The organism is Sphingomonas cellulosilytica (genome assembly GCF_052321755.1).
Taxonomy (GTDB): domain Bacteria; phylum Pseudomonadota; class Alphaproteobacteria; order Sphingomonadales; family Sphingomonadaceae; genus Sphingomonas.
In genome coordinates, this window is record NZ_JBQRTT010000009.1 from 57,571 (window position 1) to 74,254 (window position 16,684).

The following is a 16,684-nucleotide window of genomic DNA, read 5'->3' on the forward strand; positions in this document are numbered from 1 at the left end:
CGGCACGGGGAGGGGGACCACCCCGCAAAGCGGGGTGGTGGAGGGGCAGCCCCGGGCGAAAACGCCGGCCGCCGCTCCACCACACACGCTCACCCCTCCAACGCCGCCTTCACCGCCCGCGCCACCTGCCGGCTCGACTGCTGCAACGCCGCCGGCGCCTCCCCTGCGCCCGCCTGCACGGTGATCGACACGCGCACGTCGCGCGCCATCGCCGCCACCGCCGGCTCCACCCGCCCGCTCGCCATCGGCACGAACAATTCCGGCCCGCGCTCGCCGACCACATAGCCGCGCCCCGGCGCCACCGGCCCGCCGGTCGCCCGCCCGGGCAGGCCGAGCAGCCCGATCAGCGCGCCCGCCAGCGATCCGCCGCCGGTCGCCGCCCCCACGCCGCCCCGCACCGCCGCACGGGCGATATCCGCCAGCACGCCCAGCGCCACCGCCTTGAGATCGTCGAAACCCAGCTTCCCCGATCGCGTCGCGCGCAGCAGCGCCGCCTCGATCGACCGCCCCGCGCGCTCGGCCCCGGCGCCCAGCGCCCCCTCGAGCGTGCCGCGCATCGCCTCCACGTCGCGCGCGAAGCCCGCCGTGTCGGCGCGCACCGCCACCGCCATCCGATCCACCTCATCCATCCGGAAACGCCTCCCGCATCGCGGCGATCGTCGCGGCGTCGGGCGGGGGCGTCGCCCCGCCCTCCCCGCGCACCGCCTCCACCACCGCCCTCAGTTCGGCCGGCGTCGCCCGCCAGAAGGCATCGGGACTCCAGCTCAGCGCCGCCCCAGCCGCTCCGGCCGCGCGCACCGCCGCCTCGGCAAAGCCGCTCACCGCCCGCCCAGGATCTGGCCGAGCAGCACCCGCAGCACCGGCGTCAGCCGCGCCAGGCCCGCCGCGATCAGCGCCTCGCCGAACCGCTCGCGCGTGATCCCCTCCGGGATCTCGCGCAGGCAGTGCCAGAACAGCGTCACCAGTTCGCCGATGCCGAGCTTCCCCGACGCCGCCCGCTCGACCAGGTCGAACAGCGATCCTAGCTCCGCCTCCGCCGCCACCAGCGCCTGGAACGACGGCCTGAGCGCGAGGTCGCAGCCATTCACCCGCACCGCGCACTCGCCCCGCGCGGGATTGGCTGCAGGGGCCGCGGGCACATCCGCCGCGCCGCTCATGCCGCCACCACCGGGCCGGAGCTTTCCAGGCTGAGCGTATAGGACCGCTCACCGTTGAAATCCCCGGCATAGTCCAGCCGCGTCACCAGGAACCGCCCGGTCATGCTGTCGCCGCCCTCGAAACTCAGCCGGTAATCGTCGATCGCACCCGACAGCGCGCTTGCCTTGATCCGCGCCTCGGCGGCGGAGCCGGTGAACACGCCCGCCCCCGAAACGCTGACGCTGCGCACGCCCGCGCCCGACAGCAGCTGCCGCCAGCCGCCCGAATCCTTGTTGGTCACCACCACCGCTTCGCCGTTGACGCTCAGCTGCGTCGTGCGCAGTCCCGCCACCGTCGCGAACGCCGGCACCTGCGCGCCGTCCCCCACCTTCAGCAGGAACGCACTGCCCTTCTCCACCGCCATTGCCTCTCTCCTTTCAGTTGATCCGGTACATCCGCACCGCGAACACGCTGCTCGCCACCCAGCGCTCGCCCCTGCCCTGCGCCACCTGGCTGCGTGCCAGGCGCAGCGCGGTCACCCGCCAGCCGCCGCCGAGGTCCGCCGGCATGTCGGCCAGCGCCGCCTCCACCCGCGCCAGCAGCGCCCGCACCCGCACCGGCGACAGCCCCGTATCGATGCACGCGACCGCCACCGTCCCCGTCCGCCCCGCCACCCCCGCCGCATCCCCCGCCGCGAGGATCGGATCGTCGACGACCACGAAGGGAGGCGCAGCCCGCGCCGGGGGCGCATCGAACACCCGCGCCGGCGGCGCATCGAACACGCGCCCGATCCCGCCGAGCCGCTGCACCACCGCCGCGTGCAGCACCGTGCCCGCACTCACAGCCGAAGCCGACGGTACGGCCGCCACAGCGCCGCCACCGCCGCCGGCGGCCCCAGCCCCCCTTCGCGATGCTCGAACAGATGCGCGGCGAGCAGCACCACCCCCTGCATCACCGGTTCGGGCAGCGCCGCCCACTCCGCCGCCAGTCCGACGGAATAGCGCACCCGCGTCGCCACGCTCACCCGCACCCGTCCGACGCCATCGGCATCGATGTCGATCGCGCCATCCTCCACCGGCATCGCGATCGATCGCACCGGCACCGCCGCCAGCCGCTGCCAGCCCGCCGCCGCATCCAGCGCCTCCTCCCAGTCGCGCGCGATCAGCACGCGCCCGCAAAACGCCTCCGCCAGCGCCAGCGCCGTCCCCGCCGCCCGCAGCAGCACCGCATCGCCTGCCTCCCCGATCCGCAAATAGGCCGCCGCCGCGCCCGCCGCTCCGGCGACCGCCGCGGTCGGCATCGCCGCCCCGCCCATAGGCCCCTGTCTCCTGTTGTCTCCTGTGCGAAGGGCGGTGCCGGCGCCAAACGCCGGCACCGCGCCCGATCACGCCGCCGCGAACTTCATCAGCTTGATCGCCTCGCTGTCCGCGACGCAGCCGCCGACCCGCTTGGTGGCGTAGAAGCCGACGAACGGCTTGTTGCTGTAGGGATCGCGCAGGATCGCCGTCTCGGCCCGTTCGGCGATCAGATAGCCGCGCCGGAAGTTGCCGAAGGCGATGGCGCAGGCATCGGCGCCGATATCGGGCATGTCCTCCGCCTCGACCACCGGATAGCCGAGCAGCGTCGCCGGCTGCCCCGCCGCCAGGCTCGCCTGCCACAGCGGCATGCCGTCATCGGTCTTGAACTTGCGGATTCGCGCCAGCGTCGCGGCGTTCATCACCCAGCTCGCGCCCTGCCGATATTGCGCGCGCAGGCTCTGCACCAGGTCGATCAGCCGCTCGTCCGGTGCAGCGCCGAAATCGCCCGCCGTGCCCGACGGCAGATATTGCAGCGTCCCCAATGCCCGCGCGCCGTCGCGCGCGGTGGAGGTCGGCGCCTTCAGGAACCCCTTGGGCCGGTTCACCCCCGATCCGTTGACGAACGCCGCGCCTTCCGCCTTGGCGAATTCCGCGGCGATCTCGCCCGCCAGCCACGCCTCGACGTCGAACGCCGCATCGTCCAGCATCGCCTGGCTCGCCGACGGATTGGCGTAGAGTTCGCCCATCGGCGGCACCAGCTCGGCGAACACCGGCGTCGCGGTTTCCGGCCGCGGCCCCGTCTCCGCCGCCCAGCCCGACGGCGTGCCGCCGGTGGTGACGAGCTTGCGATATCCCGCCGACCCCACCGTCACCACCTGCGCGATGCTGCGGATCGGCGATGCGTCGGTCAGCACCCGCGCGATCTCCGCATCGATCTCGCGCGGCACCGCATAGCCGCCGGCATCGCCCGCCACCCCGGTGAATGCCTTCATCTCCAGCGTGACGCCCTGCCGCACGAAGCCCTGAAAGGCTCCATCCGTCCGCTCCACGCGCGCGCCATCCAGCGCCGGCCTCTCGACCACGTCCATCATCGTCTCCTCATGTTGAAACCAAATCCTCCCCGGCACGGGGAGGGGGACCAGCGCAGCTGGTGGAGGGGCAGCCCCAGGCGATGTCGCTCGCGACCGCCCGCCGCTATCCAGCAGCGTCAGCCGATCGCATCGATCCGCGCACCCGGCTGCATCGGCACCGCCACCAGGCTCACCTCGGCCAGCGCCACGCGCAGCAGCTCGCGCCGCGCGCCCTGCCGCACCGCGACCGGCCGATATCCCACCGACAGCCCGTCCACCCCGCGCGCCGCGACCAGCGCCGCCGCCTCTGGATCGTCCACCACGCCTTCGATGCGCAGCCCGCGCGCATCCTCGGCCAGCGTCACGATCCGCCCCACCGCGCGCCCGCGATGCTGCCACAGCAGCGGCACCATCGCCGCGCCGGCAAAGGCGCCCGCCCGGAACACGTCGCCCGCGCGATCGGCCCGGTCGAACAGCGCGGCATAGCCCGCGAACCTCACTTCAGCCACGCGCCGAACCCCAGCTTCACCGCCAGCCCGGTCAGCAGCAGCGCGCCCGCCAGCCGCACGCACCAGCCCGCCGCCGCCTGCCACGCCGACCGCTTGGCATCGCGCCACGCGCCCAGCAGCTCGCGCAGCTCGGCAAGGTCGGCCCGCGCCGCCTCGTCCGCCAGCCCCAGCCGCATCAGCGCCCGCGTCGCCGACAATTCCCCCGCCTCCTCGGCGATCCCGCGCATCGTCGCGAGGTCCGCGCCCTCGCGCGCGCCCTGCGCCATCAGCTGCGCCAGCACCTCGCCACCGCTCATGCTCCGATCCCCACCATCGCGCGCTTCTCCTCCACCGACAGGAAGTCCGCCGCCGCCACGCTCGCCCACAGCCGCTCGCGGTCCTCCGCCAGCGCCGGCACCCGGTCGAGGTCGACGGCCAGGCTCGCGCCCTCGAACCAGCCCGCCAGCCCCTGCGCCAGCGCCGTCAGGATCGTGCCGGCGAGCGGCAGCACCGTCAGCCGCCACAGCGCCCGGTTCGCCTCGCGGTAATTGGCGTAGGTCGCATCGCCCGGCAGGCCGAGCAGCATCGGCGGCACGCCGAAGGCGAGCGCGATCTCACGCGCCGCCGCCGCCTTCAGCCCAACGAAATCCATGTCGGCGGGGCTCAGCGACAGCGCCTGCCACTTCAGCCCGCCTTCCAGCAGCATCGGCCGCCCGGCATTGCCCGCTCCGGCAAAGCCCGCCTCCATCTCCGCCTTCAACCGCTCGAACTGGTCGGCCGACAGCGCCGCGCCGTCGCCCGGGTCGTAGACCAGCGCTCCCGACGGCCGCGCCGCATTGTCGAGCAGCGCCTTGTTCCACTTGCCCGCCGCATTGTGCACCGCCACCGCGCCCGACGCCGCGCCCAGGCACCCCATGCCATAATGGTCGTCGACCGGATTGAAGCTGCGGATATGCACCACGTCGGGCCGCGGCCCCTCGGCATCCAGCCGCACCCGCCGCTCGCCGACCTGGTAGCGATAGGCGGTCGGCCAGCCGGCGGCATCCACCTCCACCGCCACCCGCTCGGGCCGCAGCGCATAGAGCGCCGCCGCCCCGCCCTCGCCGTCGCGCAGCACCTGCACATAGGCATTGCCATGCAGCAGCAGCTGCGCCGCCACGCTTTCCAGCAGCACCTGCCCGCCCGATCGCGCCGCGACCAGCGCCGCCAGCGCGGGATCGCTCGCCGTCACCGGCGCGGTCGCGACGCTTTCCGCCACCAGCTTCACCGCACGCTGGGCGATGGCATTGCCGACGAAGCCCGCCCGCACCTGCGCCTCGTACGATTGCGGCCACTCGCCCAGCGCCACGCCCGCGCCACCCCGCGACAAAGCCGGCCGCGCGCCTTCGCGCGGGCCTTTCCACCCGAACAACCGCATGATGATCTCCCGAAATCCTGTCCTGCCGACCGACGCGGCAGCGCTACAGCCGCCGCACCGCCGCCACGCCGCGCGGGCCGAGCATCAGCTCGGTCACCGCCCACACCAGCGCATCGGCGCGATCGGGCGAGCGCCCCGGCCCCTGATAGCCGCCGCCGGCGACCAGCCCGCACATCTCGTCCTCCAGCGCCTCGAAGCGGCCGCCGTGCCGCATCCGCCCGCGCTGGTAGAGCGTCGCGACCGGCTCGGCCCGCGCCACCTTGCCGCGGCTCGCCCGCACCAGCGTCAGCGGCAGCGACACGTCCGCGGCGAGCAGGACCGAACGCACCATCGCCCCGCCCTGGTTGGCCTCCGCCACCACCCGGTCGGCGCCATGTTGCGCGGCGCAACCCGCAACCGCCCGCGCCCAGCCCTCCGGCGATGCCGCAGCGACGCTCGCATCCGCCAGCACATAGCCGATGCCGTCGCCGTCCAGCCCGACCGCGACGATCCCGCAGGCATCGCCGCCTCCGCCTTCTTCGATCGCGCCGGCCGGCGGATCGACACCCACCACCACCCGTACCAGCCCCGCGGGCACCGGCGCACGGCACGCTTCCAGCCCGGCCCGCGACCACAAGGCGCCGGCCAGGTCCTCGACCATGTCGCCCTCCAGCTCCTGCCGCCCCAGCAGCGTGCCGCCGTAGCTGTCCTCGACATGGTCGACGAACGCCTGCGGCAGGAACGGATTGTCGCGCGTCGCTCCGCGCGTCTCGACCAGTCCCTTCGCCCGCAGCACGCGCTTCATCAGGTTCGTCGGCCGCGGTGTCGTCGTCACCAGCACGCGCGGCCGGGTCCCGCGCCGCATGCCCATCATCAGATTGTCCCAGGCGGCATCGCCGCGCCGCCACTTGGCGAGCTCGTCGCACCAGGCGGCGCTATGTTCCGGCCCGCGCAACTGCTCGGGCGCATCCGCCGAATAGACGTAGGCGATCGCCCCGTTGGGCCAGCGCACCTCGCCCCGCCCCATCACATAGCGCGGCGTCCGCCCCGTCTTGGCGACCGCGCGCAGCCCGCTCGGCCCCTCGATCATCACGCGGCGCACGTCGGCGGCGGTCGCCCCGACCAGCGCGATCGCCGCCCGCGGATCGGCGGCGGCGATCCCCGTCACCCATTCCGCCCCGGCGCGCGTTTTGCCGAACCCGCGCCCCGCCCGGATCAGCCAGATCCGCCAGTCGTCGCCCGCCGGCGCCACCTGCCCCGCCCGCGCCCAGCCGCCCTCCCAGCGTTCGGCGAGTTCGCGGCGGATCGCCGGGGTCAGCCGGCGCAGGAACGTCCCCCGCTCGGCCTCCGGCATCGCCGCCAGTTCCGCCAGGATATCGCGTCCGCCCGCCGTCATGCCTGCCCTCCCGCGTCGCCGTCCGCGACGCCCTCCGGCGCCGGCCGCTTCCCTGCTGCCAGCGCGGCCAGGTTGCGCAGGATCACCGCATCGCTCTCCTCGCGCGTCGCCGTCTTCGGCGCCGGACCGGTCGGCTTGCCGCGCCCCTCCCGCCGTGCCTTGTGGATAGTGAACAGCTTGATCGCCCCCTCCCAGTCCAGCGGCCCCAGCGCCTGGGCATCGTCGGGTGCGATCGTGCCGCCGCCACCGCCGGCCAGCACATAGCCGAGCAGCCGCGTCTCCAGCAGCTGGTAGCCCGCCTCCAGCGCGTCCGCCCAGGCTGCGGCAAAGGCCTTGCTGGTGCGGCGGCGATGATGCACCTGCGACGGCTTCAGCCCGATCGCCGCCGCCGACGCCGCGACGTTGCAGCTGCCCGCAAGGTGCGCGAAAAAGGCGTCGCGCATCGGTGCGTTCCACCGCACCCACTTCACCGGCGCACGTGCCCCCCGCCGCGACGGCCCCGCATCCGCACAGGCGTCATCCTCCGCCCCGGCGATCCTCTCCCCGTCGGTCATCGTCCCCCCGATCTGCAAAGACGTTCCGGTCGGCGAACACCGGCGCCTCACCGATCCCCGTCCCGACTCGCAATTCTTCAGCGTTCCTGTTATGTACCCAAAGAGCGTGACGATGTCAAGAACAATGAACCTATCTGGTTATAGATTATCAAGCCGATATTGCGACGCCGTAGCGGCGCTTGACAGCCCGCGCCGCCATACGTGAAAAGCCCTGTCCTATGATGCGCTGTGTGTGAACGTTACCACGTTCGCGCCAGCGGCATCCGAACAGGGCAGACCATCAACATGCACCCCGCAGCAGGACCGGTCTCGCATGCGCTGATCGGGCACGATCTCGCCATTCTCGCGCTGGACGACAGCTATGCGGCGCTGCTCGGTGATTCCGATGTCGCCCTCGTCGGCCGCTCCGCGCTCGACACGCTGCACCCCGACGATCGCAGCGCCGGCGCCGCCCTGCTCCAGCGCGTCTGGCGCGAAGGGCAGACGGTATCCGCCACGTTGCGCCACCAGCGTGCGCAGGGCGGCCCGGTATGGGTCAACGTCTACGTCTCGCGGATCGGGCCTGCCGGCGGTGCCCACGGCGGCCAGCTCGCCGTCACCTGCCGCCCGCTGCCGGACGGCGCCGGCCAGCCATCCACCGTCGAGGCGCAATGGCAGATGGCACGCCTGCTGCTGCAGGCGATCGACGGCGGCAAGCGCGCCTTCGGCGAATCGCTGATCGGCAATCCCGCCACGGAGCTGCTGCTGCTCACCTATGTCGCCGAGGCGGAGGCGCGCACCGTCCGGGCCGGCGACCTCGCCACGCGCATCGCCGTCTCCTGGCCGCTGGCCCAGCGCTGGCTGATCGCACTCGACGATGCGGGCTTCGTGGAATGCGAACTGCCCGGCCCGATCGAGCCGCACTCCCCCGTCCGCCTCACCCCGCGCGCGCTGGCGATGATCGAGGCGATCTTCGGCGCGCTCGTCGCCGTGATCCAGGGCTCGCTCGTCCCCGCCTGAACCGGCACGGCGTGGCGGGTGCCGGCTCTGCGTGAAGGGGAATGCCCTCCCGCTATTCGTCGTCACCCCGGACTTGGTCCGGGGTCCGCCGCGCCGCGCATCAACAGCCTATCGGTGTGCGGCACGGTGGATGCCTGACCAAGTCCGACATGACGGAGGTAAAAGGCTGCCCCCTATGTGATCACCCCCGGAAACAGCGCGCGTCGCGTACCGCTACACTGAACCCCACGCGATGCCCTACCCCTCACGCCCGCGATGCAGCGCCCGGCGCACCCGCGCGAACAGGCCGGGGCGCGGCATCGGCCGCGGCGGGGCGAACGGCGGCTCGAACTCGTGCGGTTCGAACGGCACCCTCGCCAGGTCGAGCATCAGCCCGGTGACGTCCTGGCTCAACGTCGCATGATTGTCGGCATCATAGGTCCGGCGCAGCGCCTGGCCGACCGGGTACAGCTTGCCGTCCTGCCGGAATTGCAGGTCGTCGTCCGTGGCGCCCGCGCCAGCGCCGATCCCGTCCTTGTTCGCGATTCCCATGCTCGCGACTCCCGTGCTCACGCATTAGCGTCCGCCCGTTCAACGAACGGACGGCGTCGCGGTTCACTGCATGGCCGACCCGGCCTCAGCCGATCGCGGGATCCTCGCCGTCCTGCGCCGGTCCCGCCGCCGCGGCGCCCTGCGCACCGCCGCCGTAGCAGCGGTCGAGATAATGGTTGGCGATGATGTAATGCGCCCTCACCGCCAACGGGTGCGTGGCGCGCTGCGCCAGTTCCAGTTCGGTTTCCGCGCGCTCGTAGAAATAGGTGCTGTCGTCCGGCATCGTCATGGGCTTCTGCAATCGATCCGGCGACACTGGCCGGTCGGGCCGGTCGTCGCCATCATCTGGATTATGGATGAAACGGGGTGGTCGTGGTCCGGCGGTGGCCGCTACCGGCTGGCCGCATCTGCCAGCGCGGCCCAGGCGGCGATCTCGGCATCGGCATGTGCCTCCACCGTCAGGTCGCCCGCCCGCGCCCGCGCCAGGTCGACCTCGATCGACCCCCACCATTCCCAGGTCGCATTGCCCGACAGGCTGACCATGGCATCGCGACCCACCGTCGCGCGCACCAGCCCGCCGGCGTTGAACACGGTGATCGGCGCATCATAGCCGAGCCGCCCGGTCAGGCAGGCGGCGAAACTCGACGCCGCCATCGCGCTGCCGCAACTGTCGGTCAGCCCCACGCCGCGTTCGAAGGTCCGCACGAACAGCGCCTGTTCCCCGCGCACCTCGACGAAGGACACGTTGGCGCGGTTGGGCAGCCACGCCGGTGCCGCCTCGCAGGCCTCGCCCACCGCCACCAACTCCGCCTCGTCGACCCTGTCGACGAACGCCACCAGATGCGGGTTGGGCATCGCCACCGCCGTGAAGCGCCGGTCCGATCCCAGCGGCGGCACCGGCGCATCGACGATCCGCTCGGCGCCCGCCTCCAGCGGCCATGCGGCGACATCCAGGCCCGCCGGCCCCGCCGTCTCGCGCACCGTATAGACGCCCGGCGCCAGATCGGCGTCGCGCACCGCCTCCGCCTCCGACGTCTTGAGGCTCACGCGGGCGGCGTCGATGCCCAGCGCCTCGAACCCCATGCGCGCCACGCAGCGCAGCCCGTTGAGGCACGTCTCCGCCTCGCTGCCGTCCGCGTTGAACATCCGCATCGAAAAGGCCGCATCGCCGGCGCCCTGGCCCAGCAGCAGCAGCCCGTCACCGCCCACCGGCCCGCGCCGGTCGGCCAGCGCCCGCGCCACCTTCGCCCACTCCCCGTCCGACAGCGCGATGCCGCGCGCGTCGATCAACGGGAAGTCGTTGCCCGAACCATGGCATTTCACGAAGTCGAAGCGCACGTCACTCATCCTGCATGCGGGACCGATGGCCCGCTTATGTTCTCGTCTTGCGGCGCCGATACACCCGCACGCCCGGTCACGGCAAACGATAATGGTCGGCCAAACGATCCAGCGCCAGCGTCAGCACCAGCCGCCCGGCCCGTGCTGGCCAGCCCAGCCCCTTCTCCGCCGCCGGCAATCCCTCGCCCGCACAGATCACGCGCCAGCAGATATCGGCCAGGCCGCCGCCCGCCGCCGCCATGGCGTCGTCGAAGCGCCGCTTGGCCGCGATCTGCGCGCTCATCGGGTCGAGCCCGCCCGCCGCGCCGCCATCCACCCGCGCCGACCAGCGCATCGTCACCCGCGGTCCCAGCGCCGCCGTCTCGTAATCGCCGCGCAGCCGCTCGCCCGCCTCGAACTGCCGCGCGTCGACCAGCCCGCGCGCCTTCAGCCATGTCAGCGGCGATTCCGCGGCGTTCACCGTCACGCTCCGCCCCGCGCCTGTCCGCCGCTCAACCAGTTCGCGCATATCTGCCTCCGCTCCGAATCGGCGCGGGGCTTGCCAAAACGGCAGGTATGTAGGACAGTGAAATAACCGCAACGGTTAAGGACCGGCGATGATTACCGCGATTCGTGAGGTACGTAGGGCCAAGGGTTTGACGCTGGACGAGGTCGCGCAACGCTGCTCGCCTCCAACAACCGCGCAGACGATCGGCCGGCTGGAGACGGGAACGCGTACCGTATCGGTCGCCTGGCTCAACCGCATCGCCGCCGCGCTGGAGGTCGCGCCCGCCGATCTCGTCACCCTGCCCGATCGCGCCGACCTGCCCGTCGCCGCGACGCTCGATGCCGAGGGCGCCCACGCCCCCCGCAAGCCGCTCACCCTCGTCGCGCCGCAGCCTGCCGCCGGCGGCGTCGCGCTGGTCGTCACCGGCAGCATCGGCGATTATCGCGCCGGCGACGAAATCTGGTGCGAGGTGCACGGCCCCGATCCGCGCGCGATCAACAAGGACGTTCTCGTCCCCCTTCCCGCCGGCCGCTTCCTCTTCGCCCGCCTGCTCGGCATCGACGGCGACGCCCTGCTCCTCCTCCCCCTCACCCCCGGCGCCCGCCCCACGTCGATCCCCACGCCCGCCTGGCTCGCCCAGGCCACCCGCCTGGTGAGATCGCTGTAGAACCAACTGATATTCATTCCTTCCCCGCCAGGGGGAGGATGAAGAGGATCCCTCATCTTGAATGTCGATCAGCTCTGGGACCATTCGACATCCAGTCCTCCCCCGCCAGGGGGAGGTGGCAGGCGCAGCCTGACGGAGGGGGAGGTAAGCGACGACCAGCGTTGGGAGCCCTCCCCCTCCGTCGCCTTCGGCGCCACCTCCCCCTGGCGGGGGAGGATGAAGAGGGGCCCTCATCGCGAATGGCGATCAGCCCTGGGATTCATGGCTCACGCAAAGCCGCGAAGCCGCAAAGATGTCGCGCCACCGGCTATGCCAGCCTGCCCTCACCTTCGCATACCACGGCGGCGCCAGGCCCGAACCTCTTCGCGTCTTCGCGCCTTCGCGTGAACGATCACCCCCCTCGCACCCACACTTTAGCCGCACCGCAACATCTGCTACAGCCCCGCGCATGCTCAACCTCAACGGCATCACCGTGCGCCTCGGCGGCCGCACGATCCTCGACGGCGCATCCGCGGCGCTGCCGCCGGGCAGCCGCGTCGGGCTGATCGGCCGCAACGGCGCCGGCAAGTCCACCCTGGTCCGCGTCATCGCCGGCATGCTCGAACCCGACGACGGTTCCGCCGACATGCCGCGCGGCGCCCGCCTCGGCTATATCGCGCAGGAGGCGCCCTCGGGCACCGCCACGCCGTTCGACACCGTGCTCGCCGCGGACACCGAACGCGCCGCGCTGATGATCGAATCCGAAACCTGCGAGGATCCCGACCGGCTCGGCGACGTCTACGAGCGGCTGATCGCGATCGACGCCTACACCGCTCCGATGCGCGCCGCGCAGATCCTGCTCGGCCTCGGCTTCGACGAGGACATGCAGCAGCGCCCGCTCGACAGCTTCTCGGGCGGCTGGAAGATGCGCGTCGCGCTCGCCGCCCTGCTCTTCTCGCAGCCGGACCTGCTCCTGCTCGACGAACCCAGCAACCACCTCGATCTCGAAGCGGTGATGTGGCTGGAGGATTTCCTGAAGGCGTACAAGGCGACGATCGTCGTCGTCAGCCACGAGCGCGATTTCCTCAACAACGTGGTGGATCACATCCTCCACCTCCAGAACGGCAAGATCACGCTCTACGCCGGCGGCTACGATAGCTTCGAGCGCCAGCGCGCCGAGCGCATGGCGCAGCTCGCCGCCGCCAAGGCGAACCAGGACGCGCAGCGCGCCAAGCTGCAGGATTACGTCGCCCGCAATTCCGCCCGCGCCTCCACGGCCAAACAGGCGCAGAGCCGGCAGAAGATGCTCGCCAAGATGCAGCCGATCGCCGAGCTCGCCAACGATCCCTCGCTGTCGTTCGACTTCCCCGATCCCACCGAACTCAGGCCCCCGCTCATCACGCTCGATATGGCGAGCGTCGGCTATGCCGAGACGCCGATCCTCAAGCGGCTCAACCTGCGCCTCGATCCCGACGATCGCGTCGCACTGCTGGGCCGCAACGGCAACGGCAAGACCACGCTCGCCCGCCTGCTCGCCGCGCAGCTCGCGCCGATGGACGGCGACATGAACGCATCCGGTAAAATGAAGGTCGGCTATTTCACCCAATATCAGGTGGAGGAGCTCGACGCCGACGACACGCCCTTGGAGCACATGACCCGCACCATGAAGGGCGCCAGCCCCGCCGCGGTGCGCGCGCAGCTCGGCCGCTTCGGCTTTTCGGGCGACAAGGCGACGGGCAAGGTCGGCCGCATGTCCGGCGGCGAGAAGGCGCGGCTCGCGCTCGCGCTCATCACCCGCGACGCGCCGCACATGCTGATCCTCGACGAGCCGACCAACCACCTCGACGTCGACGCGCGCGAGGCGCTGGTGCAGGCGCTCAACGCCTATACCGGCGCCGTCTTGCTGGTCAGCCACGATCGCCACATGCTGGAGATGACCGCCGACCGCCTCGTGCTGGTCGACAGCGGCACCGCCACGGAGTTCGACGGCAGCCTCGACGATTACATCGCCTTCGTCCTCGCCGGCGACAAGCAGCCCGAGGAACGCGGCAAGGGCGGCAAGAAGGACAAGGGCAAGCCGATCGGCCGCCCCATCGACCGCGACGCCGACAAGGCCCGCCGCAAGACGATCCGCGAGACGGAGGCGGAGATCGCCCGCCTCACCGCCGACCGCAACGCGCTCGACCAGGCGATGTTCGACCCCAAGTCCGCCGAACCGCGCTTCGCCAAACTCGCGATGAGCGACCTCCTGCAACGCCGCGCCGACGTCCAGACGCAGATCGACACGGCGGAGGCGCTCTGGATGGAAGCGAACGAGGCGCTGGAAGCGGCGTAAATCACGAGCCTCTACATCCGCACCCTACCTCCCTCCCCGGGGGCAGGGCTATCGCATATGGCTGGAACAGCTGCCGGGCTCGGGTGAAGGGGCCATCCTAATATCTCCGTCACCCCGGACTTGTTCCGGGGTCCACCGTGCCGCAAAACCCATAGCCTATTGGGTGCGGCACGGTGGATGCCGGACCAAGTCCGGAATGGTGGAGGGGAATCGATCGCACTTCCACTCGACCCACCCGCCCGCAACCCTCCGGTTGCCCAACTCCCCCACCCCCGCTAAACCGCAACCGATCGGTTGCCACCACCGCAACCAAAAGGTTGCGCATGACGTCCACCCGCAAACCCGAACACGCCGCCCGCCTCTTCGCCGCGCTCGCCGACCCGACCCGCCTCGCGCTGCTCGTCACGCTGCGCAGCGGCACCCCGCGCCCGATCGCCCGCCTCGCCGCCGGCGCCGGCATGACCCGCCAGGCCGTCACCAAGCACCTGCGCGTGCTCGAAACCGCCGGCCTGGTCAGCGCCATCCGCTCCGGTCGCGAGACGCATTACAGCTATCACCCCGGCGCGCTCGATCCCGCCCGCACCGCGCTGGACGCGATCGCCGGCAACTGGGCCGCCGTCCGCATCCCCGACGCCGACTGACGACAGAAATTCCGCATCCCCCGTCCAGCCGCCTAAGCATCTGCTTTCACAGGACAATGATCCAGATCACAGCTGTCAACGTCCGCCTGCGTACCGACAGCCTTCCCGCACGCCCGCAACCGCCCGATCGGTGAACCGTTGGCGCCTCGAACCACGAGGATTCCCCGATGACCGATACGCTCGCCCGCAACGCCGGACACGGCGGCGAAACGCACCAGATCGCCGATGCCGATCATCCGGTGCTGACCACCAATCACGGCACGCCGATCGCCGACAACCAGAACCAGCTGAAGGCGGGCGCCCGCGGCCCGGTGCTGATCGAGGACGAGATCTTCCGCGAGAAGATGAACCACTTCGATCACGAGCGCATCCCGGAGCGCATCGTCCACGCCCGCGGCTCGGCGGCGCACGGCTATTTCGAATGCACCGACAGCCTCGCCGACATCACGGTCGCCGACCTGTTCCAGAAGAAGGGGCAGCGTACCGAGGTGTTCGTCCGCTTCTCGACCGTCGCCGGCGGCGCCGGCTCGATCGACACGCCGCGCGACGTGCGCGGCTTCGCGGTCAAATTCTACACCCGCGAAGGCAATTGGGACCTCGTCGGCAACAACATCCCCGTCTTCTTCATCCAGGATGCGATCAAGTTCCCCGACCTGATCCACGCCGCCAAGATGGAGGCGGATCGCGGCTATCCGCAGGCGGCGACCGCGCACGACACCTTCTGGGATTTCATCAGCCTGATGCCCGAATCGACCCACATGATCCTGTGGGCGATGTCGGACCGCACGCTGCCGCGCACCTTCGCCAACATGGAGGGTTTCGGCGTCCACACCTTCCGCCTCATCGACAAGGCGGGCAAGAGCACCTTCGTCAAGTTCCACTGGAAGCCCAAGGCCGGCCTCGCCTCGACGATCTGGGACGAGACGGTGAAGATCGCCGGCGCCGATCCCGACTTCCAGCGCCGCGACCTGTTCGAACGGATCGATCGCGGCGACTTCCCCGAATGGGAACTGGGCGTGCAGCTGTTCGACGAGGATTTCGCCAACAGCCAGCCCTATGACGTGCTCGACGCGACCAAGATCATTCCCGAAGAGGTGCTGCCGGTCCGCATCGTCGGCCGCATGGTGCTCGATCGCTATCCCGACAATTTCTTCGCGGAGACCGAACAGGCCGCCTTCGTGCCGAGCCATGTCGTGCCCGGCATCGGCTTCTCCAACGATCCGCTGCTCCAGGGCCGGCTGTTCAGCTACACCGACACGCAGCTCTCGCGCCTCGGCTCGGTCAATTTCCACCAGCTGCCGATCAACGCCGCCAAGGGCCGCACCGCCGCCGCCGGCTGTCCGTTCATGAACCAGCAGCGCGACGGCCACATGCAGATGGCGGTCCCCAAGGGCCGCGCCAATTACGAACCCAACAGCCTCGCCCGCGCCGGCGAGGAAGGCGGCGCGCGCGAGGACCCGGACAAGGGCTACAAGACCTTCCCGTCCGAGGAACAGGGCCAGAAGCTGCGCATCCGTCCGGAAAGCTTCGCCGACCATTACAGTCAGGCGCGGCTGTTCTTCCGCTCGATGGACCCGGCCGAACAGGCGCACATCGCGTCTGCCTTCGTCTTCGAACTGTCGAAGGTCAGCCTGGAGCATATCCGCGTCGCGATGCTCGCCAACCTGCGCAACGTCGACGAGGATCTGGCGACCCGCGTCGCCGACGGGCTGGCGATGGACCTGCCCGACGCCGCGCCGACCGCGGCGCCGGTGCTCGACATGGACCCCTCGCCCGCGCTGCGCATCATCCGCGGCCCGCGCGAGGTCCATACGCTGGAGGGCCGCACCGTCGGCATCCTCATCGCCGACGGCACCGACGCGGGCGATCTCAAGACGCTGAAGCAGAGGATCGAGGCCGCCGGCGGCCACGCCATGACGATCGCGCCCAAGGTCGGCAAGGTCCCCCTGTCGGACGGCTCGACGCTCGCCGCCGACGCGCAGCTCTTCGGCCAGCCTTCGGTGACGGTGGACGCCTGCGCGGTGATCCTGTCCGAAGAGGCGGCCGCCAAGCTGGTGAAGGAAGGCGCCGCGGTGCAATGGGTGATGGACGCCTTTGGCCACCTCAAGGCGATCGGCCACAACGCCGCCGCCAAGCCGCTGCTCGATAAGGCCGGCGTCGAACCCGACGAGGGCGTCACCGACCTCGCCGCCTTCGTCGACGCGGCCAAGCAACGCTACTGGGACCGCGAACCCAAGGTCCGCACCCTCGCCTGACCACGCGCCGCAGGCCCGGACCCACCGTCCGGGCCTGCCGCCACCCGCATTGCGAACGTTACGGCGCAGACCCGCAGTCCTGCCCGCTTCGAGCATGACGGCTCACCCTCACC

Annotated in this window: 21 protein-coding genes; 5 read left to right on the forward strand and 16 right to left on the reverse strand. The window is 71.3% G+C overall.

What is annotated here, in order from left to right; translation table 11 throughout:
- Window positions 1-89: 89 nt before the first annotated feature.
- The 12 genes from ACTZQ5_RS12870 to ACTZQ5_RS12925 all read right to left on the reverse strand — a co-directional run bounded on the left by ACTZQ5_RS12870 (window position 90) and on the right by ACTZQ5_RS12925 (window position 7,339).
- Entirely contained in the window at window positions 90-629 is a 540-nt protein-coding gene (locus ACTZQ5_RS12870) for a tail tape measure protein (RefSeq protein ID WP_443585590.1), read from the reverse strand.
- Window positions 622-822 (reverse strand): phage tail assembly chaperone, encoded by a 201-nt coding sequence (locus ACTZQ5_RS12875; RefSeq protein ID WP_443585591.1) that lies wholly within the window; start codon window positions 820-822, stop codon window positions 622-624. The genes ACTZQ5_RS12870 and ACTZQ5_RS12875 overlap by 8 nt, the downstream gene beginning before the upstream one ends.
- Window positions 819-1,157 (reverse strand): gene transfer agent family protein, encoded by a 339-nt coding sequence (locus ACTZQ5_RS12880; RefSeq protein ID WP_443585592.1) that lies wholly within the window; start codon window positions 1,155-1,157, stop codon window positions 819-821. The genes ACTZQ5_RS12875 and ACTZQ5_RS12880 overlap by 4 nt, the downstream gene beginning before the upstream one ends.
- Window positions 1,154-1,561 (reverse strand): phage major tail protein, TP901-1 family, encoded by a 408-nt coding sequence (locus ACTZQ5_RS12885; RefSeq protein WP_443585593.1) that lies wholly within the window; start codon window positions 1,559-1,561, stop codon window positions 1,154-1,156. Before ACTZQ5_RS12885 ends, ACTZQ5_RS12880 begins: the two co-directional genes overlap by 4 nt.
- Before the next feature lie 13 nt (window positions 1,562-1,574).
- Complete coding sequence (gene gp17 / locus ACTZQ5_RS12890; protein WP_443585594.1) at window positions 1,575-1,979, reverse strand: tail completion protein gp17; 405 nt, start codon at window positions 1,977-1,979, stop codon at window positions 1,575-1,577.
- A complete protein-coding gene (locus ACTZQ5_RS12895; RefSeq protein ID WP_443585595.1) occupies window positions 1,976-2,437 on the reverse strand; it encodes a head-tail connector protein in 462 nt (153 codons plus the stop codon). The genes gp17 and ACTZQ5_RS12895 overlap by 4 nt, the downstream gene beginning before the upstream one ends.
- Window positions 2,438-2,521: 84 nt before the next feature.
- Window positions 2,522-3,523: a phage major capsid protein gene (locus ACTZQ5_RS12900; RefSeq protein WP_443585596.1), complete on the reverse strand. Its 1,002-nt coding sequence runs from the start codon at window positions 3,521-3,523 to the stop codon at window positions 2,522-2,524.
- Between the two features lie 119 nt (window positions 3,524-3,642).
- A complete protein-coding gene (locus ACTZQ5_RS12905; protein WP_443585653.1) occupies window positions 3,643-4,005 on the reverse strand; it encodes an HK97 family phage prohead protease in 363 nt (120 codons plus the stop codon).
- A complete protein-coding gene (locus ACTZQ5_RS12910; RefSeq protein WP_443585597.1) occupies window positions 4,002-4,310 on the reverse strand; it encodes a DUF6127 family protein in 309 nt (102 codons plus the stop codon). Before ACTZQ5_RS12910 ends, ACTZQ5_RS12905 begins: the two co-directional genes overlap by 4 nt.
- The gene (locus ACTZQ5_RS12915) at window positions 4,307-5,410 is read right to left on the reverse strand and encodes a phage portal protein (protein ID WP_443585598.1); all 1,104 of its coding nucleotides are present in this window, start codon (window positions 5,408-5,410) and stop codon (window positions 4,307-4,309) included. Before ACTZQ5_RS12915 ends, ACTZQ5_RS12910 begins: the two co-directional genes overlap by 4 nt.
- Before the next feature lie 43 nt (window positions 5,411-5,453).
- On the reverse strand, window positions 5,454-6,785 hold the full coding sequence (locus tag ACTZQ5_RS12920) for a DNA-packaging protein (protein ID WP_443585599.1): 1,332 nt from the start codon (window positions 6,783-6,785) through the stop codon (window positions 5,454-5,456).
- Window positions 6,782-7,339 (reverse strand): hypothetical protein, encoded by a 558-nt coding sequence (locus ACTZQ5_RS12925; protein ID WP_443585600.1) that lies wholly within the window; start codon window positions 7,337-7,339, stop codon window positions 6,782-6,784. The genes ACTZQ5_RS12920 and ACTZQ5_RS12925 overlap by 4 nt, the downstream gene beginning before the upstream one ends.
- Window positions 7,340-7,624: 285 nt before the next feature.
- On the opposite strand from ACTZQ5_RS12925, the gene ACTZQ5_RS12930 reads away from it, so the two are divergent.
- Entirely contained in the window at window positions 7,625-8,338 is a 714-nt protein-coding gene (locus ACTZQ5_RS12930) for a PAS domain-containing protein (protein ID WP_443585601.1), read from the forward strand.
- 237 nt (window positions 8,339-8,575) lie between these two features.
- Here the strand turns inward: ACTZQ5_RS12930 and ACTZQ5_RS12935 are convergent, their stop codons facing one another.
- From ACTZQ5_RS12935 to ACTZQ5_RS12950, 4 genes are all read right to left on the reverse strand, one after another.
- On the reverse strand, window positions 8,576-8,869 hold the full coding sequence (locus ACTZQ5_RS12935; protein WP_443585602.1) for a hypothetical protein: 294 nt from the start codon (window positions 8,867-8,869) through the stop codon (window positions 8,576-8,578).
- 85 nt (window positions 8,870-8,954) lie between these two features.
- On the reverse strand, window positions 8,955-9,152 hold the full coding sequence (locus tag ACTZQ5_RS12940) for a hypothetical protein (protein WP_443585603.1): 198 nt from the start codon (window positions 9,150-9,152) through the stop codon (window positions 8,955-8,957).
- A 107-nt stretch (window positions 9,153-9,259) separates the two neighbouring features.
- Window positions 9,260-10,216 carry a diaminopimelate epimerase gene (gene dapF, locus ACTZQ5_RS12945; RefSeq protein WP_443585604.1) on the reverse strand — a complete coding sequence of 319 codons (957 nt, stop codon included), beginning with the start codon at window positions 10,214-10,216 and terminating at the stop codon, window positions 9,260-9,262.
- Window positions 10,217-10,283: 67 nt separating this feature from the next.
- Window positions 10,284-10,715, reverse strand: a complete 432-nt coding sequence (locus ACTZQ5_RS12950) for a DUF6456 domain-containing protein (protein WP_443585605.1) — start codon at window positions 10,713-10,715, stop codon at window positions 10,284-10,286.
- Between the two features lie 88 nt (window positions 10,716-10,803).
- On the opposite strand from ACTZQ5_RS12950, the gene ACTZQ5_RS12955 reads away from it, so the two are divergent.
- From ACTZQ5_RS12955 to ACTZQ5_RS12970, 4 genes are all read left to right on the forward strand, one after another.
- The gene (locus ACTZQ5_RS12955) at window positions 10,804-11,361 is read left to right on the forward strand and encodes a helix-turn-helix domain-containing protein (protein WP_443585606.1); all 558 of its coding nucleotides are present in this window, start codon (window positions 10,804-10,806) and stop codon (window positions 11,359-11,361) included.
- Between the two features lie 448 nt (window positions 11,362-11,809).
- On the forward strand, window positions 11,810-13,675 hold the full coding sequence (locus ACTZQ5_RS12960; protein ID WP_443585607.1) for an ABC-F family ATP-binding cassette domain-containing protein: 1,866 nt from the start codon (window positions 11,810-11,812) through the stop codon (window positions 13,673-13,675).
- A 323-nt stretch (window positions 13,676-13,998) separates the two neighbouring features.
- Entirely contained in the window at window positions 13,999-14,316 is a 318-nt protein-coding gene (locus tag ACTZQ5_RS12965; protein WP_443585608.1) for an ArsR/SmtB family transcription factor, read from the forward strand.
- 167 nt (window positions 14,317-14,483) lie between these two features.
- Window positions 14,484-16,571, forward strand: coding sequence for a catalase (locus tag ACTZQ5_RS12970; RefSeq protein ID WP_443585609.1), 2,088 nt, complete (start codon window positions 14,484-14,486; stop codon window positions 16,569-16,571).
- Window positions 16,572-16,684 lie beyond the last annotated feature (113 nt).